Genomic DNA, 15839 nt, shown 5'->3' with positions numbered 1-15839 from the left:
TCGAAATCATCTAATCCTATATTTGAAATGTGATTCTATAGTTTATTCATTCTGTATAAAATGGAAACGGCATATCATTAGTATAATGAAAAGTGATGAGGAAATTTGGACTTCTAAAATAACAATTGACATATTCTTTATAAAGAACTAATATGAATGTATTAAATCAATTTAGGATGAAGAAAACGTATTTATAGCATTTGTATGTTATTTTTTTAAAATAAAACGTTCTTTAAAAAGAACGGTATATAGAAGGTGATCATGGTGGAGTCAGGTAAAACAAAAGAAATGGAGATTAAAAAGATAGTAGATGTACTGAAGAAAAGGCTATGGATCATTATCATTTTTGCAGTTCTAATAACTTCACTTGCGACGATCTACCAGCAATTGAACAAACCTATTCCTATTTATGAATCAACGGCAAGGTTATTAATTCATGATAATACTGAATACTTCGAGACGCTGATTGTATTTATTAAAGAGCCACCGATTTTAGAGAAGGTAATTGAGGAATTATCTCTATCACAATCTGTTCAAACTCTTACAAATCAAATTCAAGTTGGTCGAGTTGATAATTCAAGAATTGTTACGTTAACTGTACTAGATAGAAGTCAGGAGCAGGCAACACAAATTGCTAATACATTAACAAGTGTATACCAACAAGAAGTAGCCAAAACATTAGACTTTCAAGATATTGCTGTTTTTTCTGAAGCACATTTACTTGAAAATCCGGTACCAATTAACCCTGAAAGTAGTCGTTTATTATGGATGGCATTAGTGCTAGGTATAACTCTAGGTATTGGTTTTGTTCTTATACTAGATAGTCTCGATAATCGACTACGTTCCGCGAGAGAAATAGAAAGGTTATTGGAAGTGCCTGTAATTGGGAGTGTTTCATTAATTAATAAAAAGTCATTGGCAAAAAAATCAAGAAAAAAATCCAGTTCTTCTTCATTAAGAGGTGAAACCATTGGTTCTTAAAAGAAAGAATAAACTAAAAAAAACCATCAATCATTATGACTCATTAATAGCTGAAGAGTATGAATTTATTCGAACTAATATTGAATTTACTGTTTTAGAGAATAATTGCAAAGTAATTGGAATTACTTCACCAAGTGGAGGAGAAGGAAAGTCAACAACGGTTGCCAACCTTGCTTTATCTTTAGCTGAGATGGGAAAAAAAGTGCTTATTATTGATATGAATGTTAGAAATCCCATGATTAATAAAATGTTCCATATAAAAAATACAATTGGTCTTACTAACATACTGGTTGGACAAAAACACTTAGAAGAAGTTATCGTTCAAACTGGTGAACCATTAATAGGAGTCATTCCTGCAGGACCAATTCCTTATAATACAGAGCGTTTGTTCAAATCACAATTAATGGATCAATTATTTGAAAGTGCCCAAAAAATCTATGATTTAATTTTAGTGGATGGACCATCGATTTTAGCTGAGAATGAAGCTAAAATTATCGCTAACCGTTGTGATGGAGTTGTCATGGTTATCCAATATGGAAAAACAGAAGACACCGTTGCACTAGAAGCAAAGAAATCTTTAATTATTGCAAAAGCGAAGCTTCTGGGAGTAGTTATTAATGCTAAAAGAAAAGTATTATTCTCATGAGGCATTTTTTTTGCGAATGTTGTTCTTAATAAAGAATTATCGAATCTAATGGAGATATCTCCTTTCCAATATCAATGGGGGTACTCGGTTATGCTGTGGGTGAAAACCTTAGACGCTAGTCGTCGAAAGTGTGATGTGAGGAAGGGTTAAATGCCCTGTTTTATTATAGTTAACCATGGAATGGTGAAGAACTATCCTATGATTAACTATAATAAATAACCCTTAAAAAATGACAGAATGGAGGTAAAAAATGTACCGTAAGAGATTAGTTACTTTAGTTTTAATTGATTCACTTATGATTATATTTACAAGTGTTTCGAGTTATTTACTTGTGTTTGCAACGTTACCATCAATAAGCCCTGTATTAATCATAACCTTACTTTCTTTATTTATTTGTTATTATATTTTTTCAGTACGATATAAGTTGTATAAAAAAGCTTGGGAATACGTTAGCATTGATGATCTTGTAAGTATTATGAAGTTAGTCATCTATGCTAATTCTTTTGCAGCTTTTATGCAACTACTATTATTTGAAATGATTCAATTTAGATTCATTATTTGTATGACGATACTTCAAGTCTTCTTTATTGGAGGTTCTAGGTTTTTTATTCGAATCGTTCAAAACAGTAAGATAAAAAGGGATATAGCAAAGGAACGGACGCTAATAATAGGGGCTGGATCAGCTGGTACGATGGTTGCAAGGCAACTTCAAGGTAATCAAGAAACTGAGTTACAAGTCGTAGCTTTTCTTGATGATGATCCTAAAAAACAGAATCTTGATATCTATGGAGTGCCTGTATTGGGTGGCATGAAACAGATTGAAGAAACGGTCAGAGCATATGATATCGCTCATATTATTATTGCGATTCCTTCTCTGCATCATAAGCAATTAAAGGAGATTTACTATCGATGTGCTCAAACAAAAGCTAAAACCAAAATTCTTCCTCTGCTAGAGGATGTAATAACAGGTAAAGTCTCGGTGACGAACTTCCGAGATGTGAATGTGGAAGACCTACTTGGTAGGGAGCAAGTCCAGTTAGATATGGAGAGTATTTCAGATTATATTACAAATAAAGTGGTACTTGTGACGGGGGCAGGTGGCTCAATAGGATCTGAAATTTGTCGTCAAGTATCACAGTTCTTACCCAAGAAGTTAATCCTTTTAGGACATGGAGAAAATAGTATTTATTCGATCGAAATGGAATTACTTGAATCGTATCGAGATACTTCGATTATATTTCACACTGAAATTGCTGATATCCAAGATAAAGAGAGTATGTTTCACATTATGGAAAAATATAAACCTCATGTTGTGTATCACGCGGCTGCTCATAAACATGTACCATTGATGGAACGAAATCCAGAGCAAGCGATTAAAAATAATCTATTAGGAACTAAGAATATAGCAAATGCCGCACATTGGCATCAAGTTCATACATTTGTGATGTTATCTACTGATAAAGCAGTAAATCCTACAAGTGTTATGGGAGCAACGAAAAGGTTAGCAGAAATGATTATTCAAGATTTGGATAGGCAAAGTGAGACGAAATTTATCGCGGTACGATTTGGAAATGTATTAGGGAGTAGGGGAAGTGTCATTCCTTTATTTAAAAAGCAGTTAAACATGGGAGGGCCGCTTACTGTAACACATCCTGATATGGAGCGTTATTTTATGACGATAAAAGAGGCATCAAGGTTAGTATTACAAGCTGGAGGTTTAGCTAGTGGTGGTGAGATATTTGTGCTAGATATGGGTGAACCAGTTAAGATTGTTGATTTGGCCAAAAATATCATTACTTTATCTGGATATTCCGTCGATGAAATCGGAATAAGCTTTAGTGGAAAACGGCCAGGGGAAAAGCTATTTGAAGAATTACTTAATGAAAACGAAGTGAATGAAGACCAAATATTTACGAAAATTTATCTCGGTAAATCATCACAATTATTTATAGAAGATATTGATGAGCTTCTGTTAGACTTTATGATACTTGATAAACAGGTATTAATTGATAGAGTTGTCCAATTAGCCAATAAAAAAGTAGAGTTTATTCATGAAAAACAAGTAATAAATAACAAGGCATTGCCGATACCAGGATAATAGATTTGTAGGAATGAGAGCTTGAATGTTAAGTCGAAAGGGAGGTTTTTCAATACTAAAATATGGCTATTCTATGGATGAATTTAACGATTGTATCAATTTGTGCTTGGATGGCAAGATATCTGTCCAAACCACTGCTAGCCAATATTTATAGACCAGTTCCGGTTAAACCTAATATATTTTTTGCCTTGCTGGCCTTCCTTTCCTTAGTATTAGTTTCTGGACTTCGTCAAAACATAGGTGATACGTACGTTTATAGAGAACTCTATGAGCAAAGTGATTGGAGTTGGGAATTTATAGTAAGTGGCAAAGATATCGGGTTTGGTATTTTTCAATTGTTTTTAAGAAACTTTTCAGAAGACGCTCAGCTTATGATTTTTATGACAGCTCTTATTACGAATGGTCTAATTGTTTGGGTTCTTTATAAATATGCAAGAGTTTTTGAATTAAGCCTCTATGTTTACATAACTAGTGGCTTATTTTTAGTTTCAATGAATGGGATAAGACAGTTCCTTGCAGCAGCAATCATCTTTGCAGCAACAAAGTTCATATTTGACGGTAATTGGAAGGGGTTCACCATCGTTGTTTTAATAGCGGCTACTATTCATCAAAGTGCACTTCTTTTAATTCCTATTTACTTTTTGGTGCGTAGAAAAGCTTGGACAAAGGTTACTTTTGTCCTTTTAGGTTTAGCCATTTTATGTGTATTTGCGTATAATCAATTTTCGGATTTATTATTTGCTGTTATAGAAGATAGTCAATATGCTGGGTATGCGGATTTTTCAGAAGGAGGAGCCAATTTGGCGAGAGTTGCCGTCTATTCCGCCCCTTTAGTTTTAGCTTACTTGGGAAGGCACAGGTTAAGAGAGTTGTTTCCTAATAGTGATTATATCGTCAATTTGTGCTTATTAAATGTAGTGTTTATGATTATTGCTTCACAGAATTGGATATTTGCACGGTTAAACATTTACTTTGGCTTATATCAATTAATATTATTAGCTTGGATTGTAAAAATATTTAAAGAGAAAGATCAGAAACTGATTTACTTTATCATTGTCCTTTGTTATTTGTTCTTCTTTTATCAAGAACATGTAGTTTCATTAAATATTCGTTATAGAAGTGACTTTCTTTCACTATTATTTAGGTAAACAAAGTTACGGTAGTTTTTTAGTAAAGGGAGATTCCTATGAAAAGAATATTTGATTGTCTTATTTCTCTTACATTATTTATCGTCTTGCTACCACTTTACTTACTAATCTATTATTCTATTCGTTTTAAACTGGGGAAACCAGTCATTTTTAAACAATTACGACCAGGGTTAGATGGGGAGTTATTTGTATTATATAAATTTCGAACCATGAACAATGCAGTAGGAAAGGATGGTCATATTGTAGATGATCATTTAAGAATGACAAGCTTAGGAAAGTTACTGCGCAAGTATAGCCTTGATGAGCTTCCTCAGTTATTAAATGTAATGAAAGGCGAGTTAAGCTTAGTCGGTCCAAGACCATTGTTAGTTGACTATCTACCATTATATTCTGAAACACAAAAAAAACGACATAATGTTAGACCTGGCATTACCGGATGGGCCCAAGTAAATGGACGAAATACGATTACATGGGAGGAGAAATTTGAACTTGATGTTTGGTACGTAGATAATCGCACGTTTCTATTGGACTTAAAAATTATTTTGTTGACTCTCTATAAAGTTTTTAAAACAGAAGGTGTGAACCAATCAAAGACTCTCACAATGGAACGGTTTAGAGGTACTCAAGCAAACTCTAAAATAGGTGGCGGTGGTGAGCAGTGAAAGTAGTGATTATCGGTCAGGGAGGCCATAGTAAGGTCATTCAGGATTTAATAGAGACAAATAATGAATTGGAAGTCATTGGTTATTTGGATGATCAATATAAAGGGTTAGTGAAAAAAGAAGGGGTGTACCAGGGAGCAATAGATTCAGCTATTCAACTTGTTGGGTTAATAGACGAAATTAAATTTATTATAGCTATTGGGCAAAACCAATTAAGAAAATGGATTTTTCAGAGGTTAGCATTTGAAAATGAAGCGTATGTTTCGATTATTCACGCTACTGCTTGTATAAGTCCAAGTGCACAAATTGGATTTGGAACAGTCATCATGCCTTATGCTGTCGTTAACGCAAATAGTCAAATTGGTAACCATAGTATCATTAATACAAGTTCTGTCATTGAACATGATGTTCAGATCCATGATTTTGTTCATATTTCACCAAATGCGACATTAACTGGTTCTGTACTAGTGGAGCAAGGGGTACATGTAGGAGCGGGAGCCATTGTCATTCCTGGTTTAAAGGTCGGCGAATGGTCAGTTATAGGTGCAGGTGCAACGGTAACGAAACATATTCCAGCACAGTGTACAGCGGTTGGAATTCCGGCAAAAGTAAAAATGAAAGAAGGGAAGAATATTGTCGAATATCGTGAATAATCAAAGAATATTCCTTTCTCCCCCACACATGAGTGGAAACGAATTCCAGTATATAAAAGAAGCTTTTGATTCAAATTGGATTGCTCCACTTGGCCCGAATGTAGATGAGTTTGAAAAAGAAATTGCTCATTATATGGGAGTTAATGGAGCCGTTGCTTTGAGTTCCGGAACAGCAGCCATTCATTTGGCTCTTTCTTTATTAAATATTGGCAAGGGAGATAAAGTCTTTTGTTCGAGTTTAACATTTGTTGCGAGTGCGAATCCAATCCTCTATCAGGGGGCTGAGCCAGTTTTTATTGATTCGGAACCAGAGACTTGGAATATGTCTCCACGAGCATTAGAGAGGGCATTCCTAGATGCGTCTTCAGAGGGTGTCATGCCAAAAGCAGTTGTTGTTGTTAATTTATATGGGCAAAGTGCCAAGATGGACGAAATTATGGCTTTATGCCAAGCATACGGTGTGCCAATTATTGAAGATGCAGCAGAATCATTAGGAGCTTTTTATAAAGGAAGGGCGAGTGGCACATTTGGGCAATTTGGCATCTATTCTTTTAATGGTAATAAGATTATAACAACTTCGGGGGGCGGTATGCTTGTTTCCGACCAGAATCACTTTATTCAAAAAGCACGTTTCTTAGCAGCTCAGGCGAGGGATAAGGCTATTTTTTATCAACATAGTGAATTAGGCTATAATTATAGGCTCAGTAATATACTAGCTGGAATTGGTAGAGCACAGCTACCCTTTTTGAAAGACAGAGTCGCGGCAAGAAGAAAGGTTTTTTCCAGATACTACGAGCAATTAAGCCATCTTCCTGGACTTGAATTTATGCCTGAACCAGATTATATGCAATCGACGAGATGGTTGACGGCGTTTACAATTGATGAAAGTCAATTAGGAATAAGTTCAGAAATATTGCTCCAAGCATTGAACAGTGAAAATATTGAAGCAAGACCCGTTTGGAAACCATTACACTTACAGCCGCTTTTTATTAAAAATCAATATTATGCTCATAGTGATAGAGAGAATGTATGTGAGCAACTATTTATGACTGGTATTTGCTTACCATCGGGATCAAATTTAAGTGAAGAAGAGCAAGAAAGAGTGATTCACTGTATCCACAATGCTATAGAAATTAAAGGATTGACGTTATATGGATAAAAGAGTTGAAGCTATACCAAAAGTCATTCATTATTGTTGGTTTGGTGGTAAGGAGAAACCACCCATTGTAGAAAAGTGTATAAAAAGTTGGAATCGTCACCTTCCACATTATGAAGTGAAGGAATGGAATGAACAAAATTTTGATGTATCATGTAACTCTTATGTAGAAGAAGCTTATGCAGCAGAAATGTATGCTTTTGTTAGTGACTTTGTAAGAGTTCATGCTTTATATCATGAAGGAGGTATTTATTTAGATACAGACGTAGAAGTACTTAAACCCTTTGATGAGCTTTTAAAACATCAATCGTTTTGGGGGTTTGAACAAGGTGATTACATTGCTACAAGTACGATTGGGGCTGTGAAGGGTCATCCATTAATAGAGGAGTTCTTAGAATCTTATAATAAGAAGAAATTTATAAAGGAAGATGGAAGCTTTGAGCAACTAACGAATGTAAAAATTGTTACTGAATTATTAGAAAAAAAGGGTCTAAAAAGGAATGGTTTGTTTCAGGAAATTAAACAACTCGGTGCTTTTTACCCGCAGCCTACTTTCTCACCCTATGATTATATTAATTGTAGAAATCTAATGAATGACAGCTCGTTTACCATTCATCATTTTCATAAAGGTTGGTTACCAACGAGAGATAAAGTAAAGGGTCATTTGAAAAGAGCAACGGCTGCCATTATTGGAGGAGATAATATTTTCAGAATACGGAAATTTATGTCTCGAGGAGAATTAAAATGAAAAAGATCCTTATTACCTCTTATGATCTTGAAGTCGGAGGAGTCGAAAGAAGCCTTATTAACATGCTTACCCATTTTGACTACAACTCTTATCAAGTAGACTTATTGTTATTTAGTCATACAGGGGATTTCATTGAATATTTACCTGAAAATGTTACATTGCTGAAAGAACATCATAAGTATGCGACTTTTAGAAAGTCGATTTTAGAAATGGTCCGAGACAAACAATGGTTATTAAGTGTACCGAGGCTAGTAGCAAAAGGGTTGGCTTTTTTGCGTGGGCACTTAAAGCGGACTTCTGAGCCGGGGTATTTCCAAATGCAGTTAATGTGGCGTTATTCCATTCCATTTTTACCGAAAGTGACAAAAGAGTATGATATTGCTATAAGCTATTTATGGCCACACGATTTTGTTGCCAAAAAAGTAAAGGCAAAAAAGAAATTGGCTTGGATTCATACTGATTACTCTTCGATTGATACTCATGTGAAAATGGATGAAAAAATCTGGACCCATTTTGACCATATTGTAGCGGTATCGGAGAATTGTCGCTCATCCTTTTTAACGAAATATAAGGGATTAAGCCGTAATGTTGTCGTTGTTGAGAATATTCTTTCGCCGGATTTTATTCAACGAATGGCGATAGAAAAGGTAGAGAATCCGATGATAGAGGACCAACGATTTAAAATGATCACGGTTGCGAGGTTATCCTATCCAAAGGGGATCGATCAAGCTATCGAGGCGATGAAGATACTAAAAAGTAAAGGGTATACAGAGCTAGTTTGGTATGTAGTTGGTTATGGAGCTATCGAAGCAGAGCTAAAAGAGTTAATTGCTCAGGCTCAATTAGAAGATTGTTTTATTTTATTAGGCAAACAAATCAATCCATACCCATTCATAGCAGCTGGAAATATGTATATTCAGCCGTCTAGATATGAAGGCAAAGCTGTTACAGTAAGTGAAGCACAAATACTAGGGAAAGCAGTCATTGTTACCAATTATTCTACGGCCAGAAGTCAAGTTTCAGATGGTGATGACGGAATCATTTGTGAATTGAATGTTAAAGATATAGCAAGTATGATTGAAAAAGTATACACAGATGAGAGAACTCGCCATAATTTAGAAAGAAATTGTCGCCGAAAAAACTATCATAATAATGAAGAGTTAATCAAGTTATATAAGCTTTTTAATGAGGAAGAGCATGTACTAAAGGAAAGAAAGTGGGAAGTGATTTAAGGATGCATCCCAAGGTTAGTATTATTATCCCCGTTTATAATGCAGAAAAGTATCTAACTTTTTGTATCAATTCTTTATTCAACCAACAACTTCGAGAATGTGAATTTATCTTTATTAATGATGGATCAACAGACGGTAGTTCAGCTATATTAGAGGAATTTAGAAAATTCGATAAAAGGGTTAAGCTTATTCATCAAAAAAATAAGGGTGTAAGTGAGGCGAGGAATGCAGGTTTAGCTGTGGCTAAAGGTGATTACATAGGGTTTGTTGATGCCGATGACTATATTGAAGCAGATATGTATAAAAATTTATATAAAGAGGTGATTAGAGAACAATCTGATGCTATTATCTCTAATCTTGAAAGTCAGATAGATGGATATCCTGTCATTACCAGTTATCCTTTTCCTATGAATAAAAATCTGGATAAAGCCTATATCAATAAGCATATGCTACCTTATTTTATTTATAGTGAGCAGCTTAATTCAGTATGTAATAAATTGTACCGAGCGGCGATTATAAAGGAACAAAATCTGACTTTTCCTAAAAAAGTAGCTTTAGGTGAGGATGGTTTATTTAATATGCAATTTCTAGAATATGCACAAAGCGTACGTTACATCGATTATGTAGGTTACCATTATCGTGAAGTGGTTGGTAGTGCGACAAGGAATAGTCATCGTGTCAATTACTTTCATCGAGCGCTTGAGGTTTTTAATGAAGAATTGCCTTTATTTATCAAGTTAGAATTAGGCGAAGAGCGTATTAAGGAATTAAAATCTATCAAACTAGTAAACAGTGTGATGTCTTTCATTCATATTTATTTTGCGCCATCTACAAAGACTCATTTTTCAAAAAGATATAAATGGATTCAGGCAATGATCTCGGATAGGCGTGTGCGAGATTCGTTGCCTTTTTATTATCGTCGCCAATTTAAGGAACTAAATAGTTATGAGAAGGTTATGTTTTTTTTAGTCAAATATAGGTTTATTTATGGTTTGTATGGACTAACTCTTTACAGTAGGTTCAGAAATAAGAAATAGATGGAGGAAACCGTATGAAGGTGATGATGTTTGCACATCATAGTAGTTTAAATCGAGGCTGTGAAGCAATAGTTCGTTCGTCTAATCAAATCATTAAACAAAAGATACAAGGAGCTAAAACATATTTAGTTTCTGAAAAACCTGAATCAGATCAATTACATACTCATTTGGATGCAATTTATGATGGAGCAAAAATACCAATAAGAAAATATTCGTTACAATGGGCAATGTCATGGATGTATGTAAAGTTGTTTAAAGATGAAACTTACGCATTAAGAAAAATTGAGCACAATACCATTAAATATATCGATGAAATGGATGTATTCCTATCAATAGGGGGAGATAATTATTGTTATGGCGAACAACCAGGCTGGTATGAGATTGATAGAAGAGTCAAAGAGAAAGGAAAGAAGTTAGTTCTGTGGGCATGTTCGATTGGGGAAGAGGACCTTTCAAGTAGGAAGCTTGACGACCTCAAGCAATTTGATCTAATCCTGGCAAGAGAGTCGCTCACCTACAATACACTACAAAAACATGGATTAACGAATGTCAAATTATGTGCAGATCCAGCATTTACAATGGAAAAAGAAGAAATGCCATTACCATCTGGTTGGCAAGAGGGAAATACAGTAGGGCTTAATTTCAGTCCACTTGTATTAAATAAAAATCCCGAGTCTAAACAAGCAGTTAAAGATTTAATAGAACATATTTTAGATACTACAACCATGACGATTGCTCTTACCCCGCACGTCATTCAAGAGAATAACAACGATTATGAAGTCCTAGAAGAATTTTACCGAGATTATAAATATTCTAAAAGAATTTTATTGCTATCTGACCAATTAAATGCCACACAGTATAAAGGATATATTGCTAGAATGCGTTTTTTTATTGGAGCAAGAACACATGCAACAATCGCAGCATACTCAAATTTTGTACCTACGCTTGTACTTGGATATAGTGTTAAATCAAAAGGAATTGCCAAAGATTTATTTGGTGAAGAGAAATTCGTTTTAAATCTAGCAGATATATCCAATTCAACAAAGTTAAAAGGGAGCTTTAATGAACTCTATCAACAAGAACACGATATTAAACAGCAATTAGAAGTGAGAATACCAGAAATAAAGAAGTTGTCTTTACAGGCGGTTGATTATTTAGAACAATTAATTCATGGAGGGTAAGGTATGAAAAAGAAACTCTTATTTGTCATGAATAATTTACATTGTGGTGGAGCAGAAAAGGCACTTATTTCATTGTTTGAAATGATTGATTATGACAGGTTTGAAGTCGATCTTCTTCTCTTTAAACAAGAAGGGATGTTCTTATCAAGTGTGCCAGCTCAGGTGAATCTAGTGGAGGGGCCATCCGTGTATCATTATTTTGATGGCCGTTTTTTTCCGACGATAAAGAAATGTCTCAAAGAAAAGCGGTTTAGATTAGCATTAGCTAGAGTGATGGCCGGCTTTATTTATAAAACAGAATCAAATAAAGCGATATGTGAGCAACGGGTTTGGAAACATATAGGTGCTAATATTCGTCCATTAGAAAAAGAGTATGACGCGGTGATTGGTTATTTAGAGAAAAGTCCTATTTACTACGCGGTTGAGAAAGTAAAAGCGAATACAAAAATAGGTTTTATTCATAATGATTATCAAAAATTAGGAATGGATGAGAATTTTGATCAGCTTTATTTTGAGAAGTTACATTCAATTGTGACGGTTTCTGAAAAATGTGCCACTGTTTTAAAACGTGTTTTTCCTAGTGAGCAAGATAAAGTGAAAGTTATGTATAATATTATATCTCCAGCGGTTCTAAGGAAATTAGCAAGAAATAAAGTGGAAATAATTAAAAAAGACTTAACGATTATATCAATAGGAAGGTTAGCTTATCAAAAAGGTTATGAGCTAGCCATTTTAGCATGTGAACAACTAGTTCATAAAGGAATGAAAGTAAAGTGGTATGTTATCGGTGAAGGGGAAGAAAGGGAAAAGTTAGAACAATTAATCGCAGAAAAAAATCTGCAAGACCACTTTATTTTACTTGGGGTAAAAGAAAATCCATACCCTTACATGGAAGAGGCCGATTTGTATGTGCAAACTTCGCGGTTTGAAGGGAAGTCGATTGCGATAGATGAAGCAAAAATCTTAAGAAAGCCAATCATTGTCACGAATTTCAGTACAGTTCAAGACCAAATACAGCATAAAATAAATGGCTACATCGTCGGTATGAGCCCAAACGCAATAGCAGAGGGAATACACAATGTCTTTCATAATGAAGCCCTAAAAAATCAATTCATTAAGCAGTTATCTAGTGAGTCATTAGGAACAGAAGCTGAAATAAATAAATTATATGATTTAGTTCATGTAGGGTAGAAAGGGAACGGAAATGACTTACATCGTTTTTCTACTAGTGATATTGGGAATAGCGGTTATTCTCACGGATGTCCTGCCTATTTTTAGAGATTGGTTAAGCAGAATCCATATTGGAAGATTTCATAATGAAAATCAGTGGATGGTAGCAGCTAAAGCAATAGCTGTTAAATGGTTAACACATACGCCTAAAATGAAGGTTACTGATCAAACCCGCTTCGTTATCTTGGATATTTTGAAAGGGAATTATTCTAAGGCGACGATACAGCACTGGCAAGAGGCAGCTCTTTTATTTGGACTTTCAAGTTATTTAGAATTTAATAATAATCAAGAGGTGCAAACAAAAATTAATGAATATGTAAACAAAACGTTTGATAGTGAGGGTCAGTGGGTGAAGAAGCCTCAACATGTAGATGCGGCAATATTAGCCTATGCAGTAATGAAAATTAACTTCATTAAGGTGGAGAAGTATCAAAAAGCATTTGATTATATATGGGAACTTATTCAAGAACACATTGGAAGAGATGGGACAGTAGGGTATAGAAAATCAATGATGGACTACAGATACGTAGACACAATTGGTTTTATATGTCCTTTTTTGGTCGCTTACGGAGTGCATTTTAAGAAAGCAGAGTGTGTCGATTTAGCGATAACGCAAATCAAGGAATTTGATCTATATGGCATGATGCAAAGTCTGTATATTCCATGTCATGCGTATCATGTGTCCAATAAAATACCAATTGGATTATACGGCTGGGGAAGAGGAATGGCTTGGTATGTGATTGGTTTAATGGACGCTTGGCTTGAATTGCCACAATCCCATATGCATAAAGCGTATTTAGGGGAAAGAATAGAGCGATTAGCTGAAAGTGCTTTACAGACACAACAGGACAATGGTAGCTGGACTTGGTTAATGACAAGGAAAGAAGTAAGAGCAGATTCATCGGTCACCGCTGTTATGGCGTGGTTTTTATTGAATTGTTCAAAAGTAAATTCGCCTGTTCAACCGAATCATAATCTTGCCGCTAATAAAGCACTGAGTTATTTAAGAACCGTCACGAAAAAAAATGGAGAAGTTGACTTTTCACAAGGGGATACGAAGGATATAGGCGTTTATTCTCAATTATTTAATATAATGCCTTTTACACAGGGCTTTACGTTAAGAGCTTATTTTATAAGAAATAAGAGCTGAGAAAAACGATACTAAAAAAGAGCATACAGATATTAGTACTAACAATTTTCCATTCATTGTTAGCGGGTACCGTAACCAGTTTTATTTTTGTAAAAATAAAAAAAAGGTGTGGCTAAATTGAGCATTCATATTAAGAGATTACTAAATATCCTCAATAAAGGTGATAAAAAGAAGTTCTTAATCATCTTTTTAATGATGATAGTTGCCGCATTATTGGAAACAATTGGTATAGGTTTGATTGTTCCCTTTGTTGGGGTTATTACTAATCCAGGAATGATTGAATCGAATAAAATACTGTCGTTCTTTTACCAGTCATTTCAATTTCAAACAGAAGGCAGCTTCGTTCTATTTCTAGTTGCTATCCTTTTTTCTATTTTTGTACTGAAAAACATCTATTTACTTTTCTTTTTCCATATTCAATACAAAGTAATTTTTAATCAACAGATTAAATTAGCAAGAACCTTATTTGCCACCTATTTAAGAAAACCCTATACCTTTCACTTGCAACGAAATACAGCCGATTTACTTAGAAATGTAAATGGCGAAATACCGAAAGTATTTCAAGGCATTATTTTATCAGTGTTTCATTTATTAACTGAGGTGTTTGTTGTAATTTGCATAGTAGCTTTACTTATTTACACAGCACCTTATATCACTTTGGCGGCTACTTTGCTGTTAGGTCTCAGTATCTTTCTGTTTTTTAGGGTATTTAAAGGCAAAATTAGTGATTTAGGAAAAGAGCAGCAACGTGTTGGTGGCATGATGATTAGGTGGGTAAACCAAGGTTTAGGTGCAAGTAAAGAGTTAAAGGTCTCAGGTAATGAAGATTTTTTTATCAATTCATATAGTAGTCATAGCAAGATACAAGCTAGGAATAATAAGTATATGAAAATGCTAGAGCAAGTTCCGAGGCTTTTTATAGAAACGTTATTAGTAAGTATCGTATTGTTAATGATAGCGATGATCCTGTTTCAAGGAACCAATACTGCTGAAGCAGTGTCTATCTTGGCACTTTTTGCGATGGCTGCTTTTCGGTTAATGCCATCTATTAACCGGATGATCAATATGATCACAACGATACGTTATAGTTTACCTGCATTAACGGTTATTTATGAAGATATAAGTTCTAGTATTAGTGAACGAGTGGAAGAGCATGAAACGGTTGATGAATTGGTCCTTGAGAAGGGAGGACCCATTTTTAAGAAATCTATTCAATTAATCGATATCTCTTTCAAATATCCTAATCAACAAGAATATTCAATAAAAGATGTTTCATTAAGAATACCTATCGGTCAATCAGTAGCTTTTGTCGGGGAGTCTGGAGCTGGAAAAACAACGCTTGTCGACATTATACTAGGCGTCTTAGAACCTGGCAAAGGGAAGTTGCTCATCGATCACCATCCACTTGAGAAAATTAAGAAATCATGGCAGCAGAATATCGGTTACATTCCACAAACGATTTTTTTATCTGATGATAGTATTCGCCATAATATTGCTTTTGGTATGAACACAGACTGTATTGACGACCAAGAAGTATGGAGAGCTTTAGAACAGGCACAATTGAAGGAATTTGTTGAAGGTTTGCCCGAACAATTAGATACATCGGTTGGTGAAAGAGGGGTAAGGTTGTCTGGTGGGCAAAGACAAAGAATTGGAATTGCAAGGGCACTATATCATGATCCTGAAATTTTGTTCATGGATGAAGCTACGTCAGCATTAGATAATGAAACAGAACAAGGAATTATGAAATCAATTGATCAATTGAAAGGTGAAAAAACGTTAATCATTATTGCCCATCGTTTAAGTACGATTGAGAACTGTGATGTTGTGTTTAAGATAAAGAATGGAAGACTGCAGTCAACTACTCACAATGAAGCTGAGATGCAAACATCATAAGGAATAGCATTGTGTAATAAA

The 15839-nt window shown here is 34.7% G+C and carries 14 protein-coding genes; all 14 read left to right on the top strand.

Features of this window, described 5'->3' with window-relative positions:
• The first annotated feature begins 264 nt into the window (after positions 1 to 264).
• The 14 genes from PQ479_RS14020 to PQ479_RS13955 all read left to right on the top strand — a co-directional run bounded on the left by PQ479_RS14020 (position 265) and on the right by PQ479_RS13955 (position 15818).
• A complete protein-coding gene (locus PQ479_RS14020) occupies positions 265 to 981 on the top strand; it encodes a YveK family protein (RefSeq protein ID WP_273717046.1) in 717 nt (238 codons plus the stop codon).
• Positions 971 to 1627 (top strand): CpsD/CapB family tyrosine-protein kinase, encoded by a 657-nt coding sequence (locus tag PQ479_RS14015; protein ID WP_047989761.1) that lies wholly within the window; start codon positions 971 to 973, stop codon positions 1625 to 1627. Before PQ479_RS14020 ends, PQ479_RS14015 begins: the two co-directional genes overlap by 11 nt.
• 250 nt (positions 1628 to 1877) lie before the next feature.
• On the top strand, positions 1878 to 3725 hold the full coding sequence (locus PQ479_RS14010) for a polysaccharide biosynthesis protein (RefSeq protein WP_047989760.1): 1848 nt from the start codon (positions 1878 to 1880) through the stop codon (positions 3723 to 3725).
• 62 nt (positions 3726 to 3787) lie between these two features.
• On the top strand, positions 3788 to 4873 hold the full coding sequence (locus PQ479_RS14005) for an EpsG family protein (protein ID WP_047989759.1): 1086 nt from the start codon (positions 3788 to 3790) through the stop codon (positions 4871 to 4873).
• A 38-nt stretch (positions 4874 to 4911) separates the two neighbouring features.
• Positions 4912 to 5535 (top strand): sugar transferase, encoded by a 624-nt coding sequence (locus tag PQ479_RS14000; protein WP_047989758.1) that lies wholly within the window; start codon positions 4912 to 4914, stop codon positions 5533 to 5535.
• The gene (locus tag PQ479_RS13995) at positions 5532 to 6188 is read left to right on the top strand and encodes an acetyltransferase (RefSeq protein ID WP_047989757.1); all 657 of its coding nucleotides are present in this window, start codon (positions 5532 to 5534) and stop codon (positions 6186 to 6188) included. The genes PQ479_RS14000 and PQ479_RS13995 overlap by 4 nt, the downstream gene beginning before the upstream one ends.
• A 28-nt stretch (positions 6189 to 6216) precedes the next feature.
• Positions 6217 to 7347, top strand: coding sequence for a DegT/DnrJ/EryC1/StrS family aminotransferase (locus PQ479_RS13990; protein WP_420535552.1), 1131 nt, complete (start codon positions 6217 to 6219; stop codon positions 7345 to 7347).
• Positions 7340 to 8092, top strand: a complete 753-nt coding sequence (locus PQ479_RS13985) for a glycosyltransferase family 32 protein (protein WP_047989756.1) — start codon at positions 7340 to 7342, stop codon at positions 8090 to 8092. Before PQ479_RS13990 ends, PQ479_RS13985 begins: the two co-directional genes overlap by 8 nt.
• The gene (locus tag PQ479_RS13980) at positions 8089 to 9324 is read left to right on the top strand and encodes a glycosyltransferase (RefSeq protein ID WP_047989755.1); all 1236 of its coding nucleotides are present in this window, start codon (positions 8089 to 8091) and stop codon (positions 9322 to 9324) included. Before PQ479_RS13985 ends, PQ479_RS13980 begins: the two co-directional genes overlap by 4 nt.
• Complete coding sequence (locus PQ479_RS13975; RefSeq protein WP_273717045.1) at positions 9309 to 10361, top strand: glycosyltransferase; 1053 nt, start codon at positions 9309 to 9311, stop codon at positions 10359 to 10361. The genes PQ479_RS13980 and PQ479_RS13975 overlap by 16 nt, the downstream gene beginning before the upstream one ends.
• A 14-nt stretch (positions 10362 to 10375) precedes the next feature.
• Positions 10376 to 11542: a polysaccharide pyruvyl transferase family protein gene (locus PQ479_RS13970; protein WP_047989753.1), complete on the top strand. Its 1167-nt coding sequence runs from the start codon at positions 10376 to 10378 to the stop codon at positions 11540 to 11542.
• Between the two features lie 3 nt (positions 11543 to 11545).
• On the top strand, positions 11546 to 12733 hold the full coding sequence (locus PQ479_RS13965) for a glycosyltransferase (protein ID WP_047989752.1): 1188 nt from the start codon (positions 11546 to 11548) through the stop codon (positions 12731 to 12733).
• Positions 12734 to 12746: 13 nt separating this feature from the next.
• Positions 12747 to 13922, top strand: coding sequence for a glycoside hydrolase family 88 protein (locus PQ479_RS13960; protein WP_047989751.1), 1176 nt, complete (start codon positions 12747 to 12749; stop codon positions 13920 to 13922).
• A 117-nt stretch (positions 13923 to 14039) separates the two neighbouring features.
• Entirely contained in the window at positions 14040 to 15818 is a 1779-nt protein-coding gene (locus tag PQ479_RS13955) for an ABC transporter ATP-binding protein (protein ID WP_047989750.1), read from the top strand.
• Positions 15819 to 15839 lie beyond the last annotated feature (21 nt).

It is taken from the genome of Alkalihalobacillus pseudalcaliphilus (assembly GCF_028610675.1).
Lineage (GTDB): Bacteria > Bacillota > Bacilli > Bacillales > Bacillaceae_D > Alkalihalobacillus > Alkalihalobacillus pseudalcaliphilus.
The sequence above is the reverse complement of the archived record's forward strand: the minus strand, read 5'-3'. Positions and strand labels throughout refer to the sequence as shown.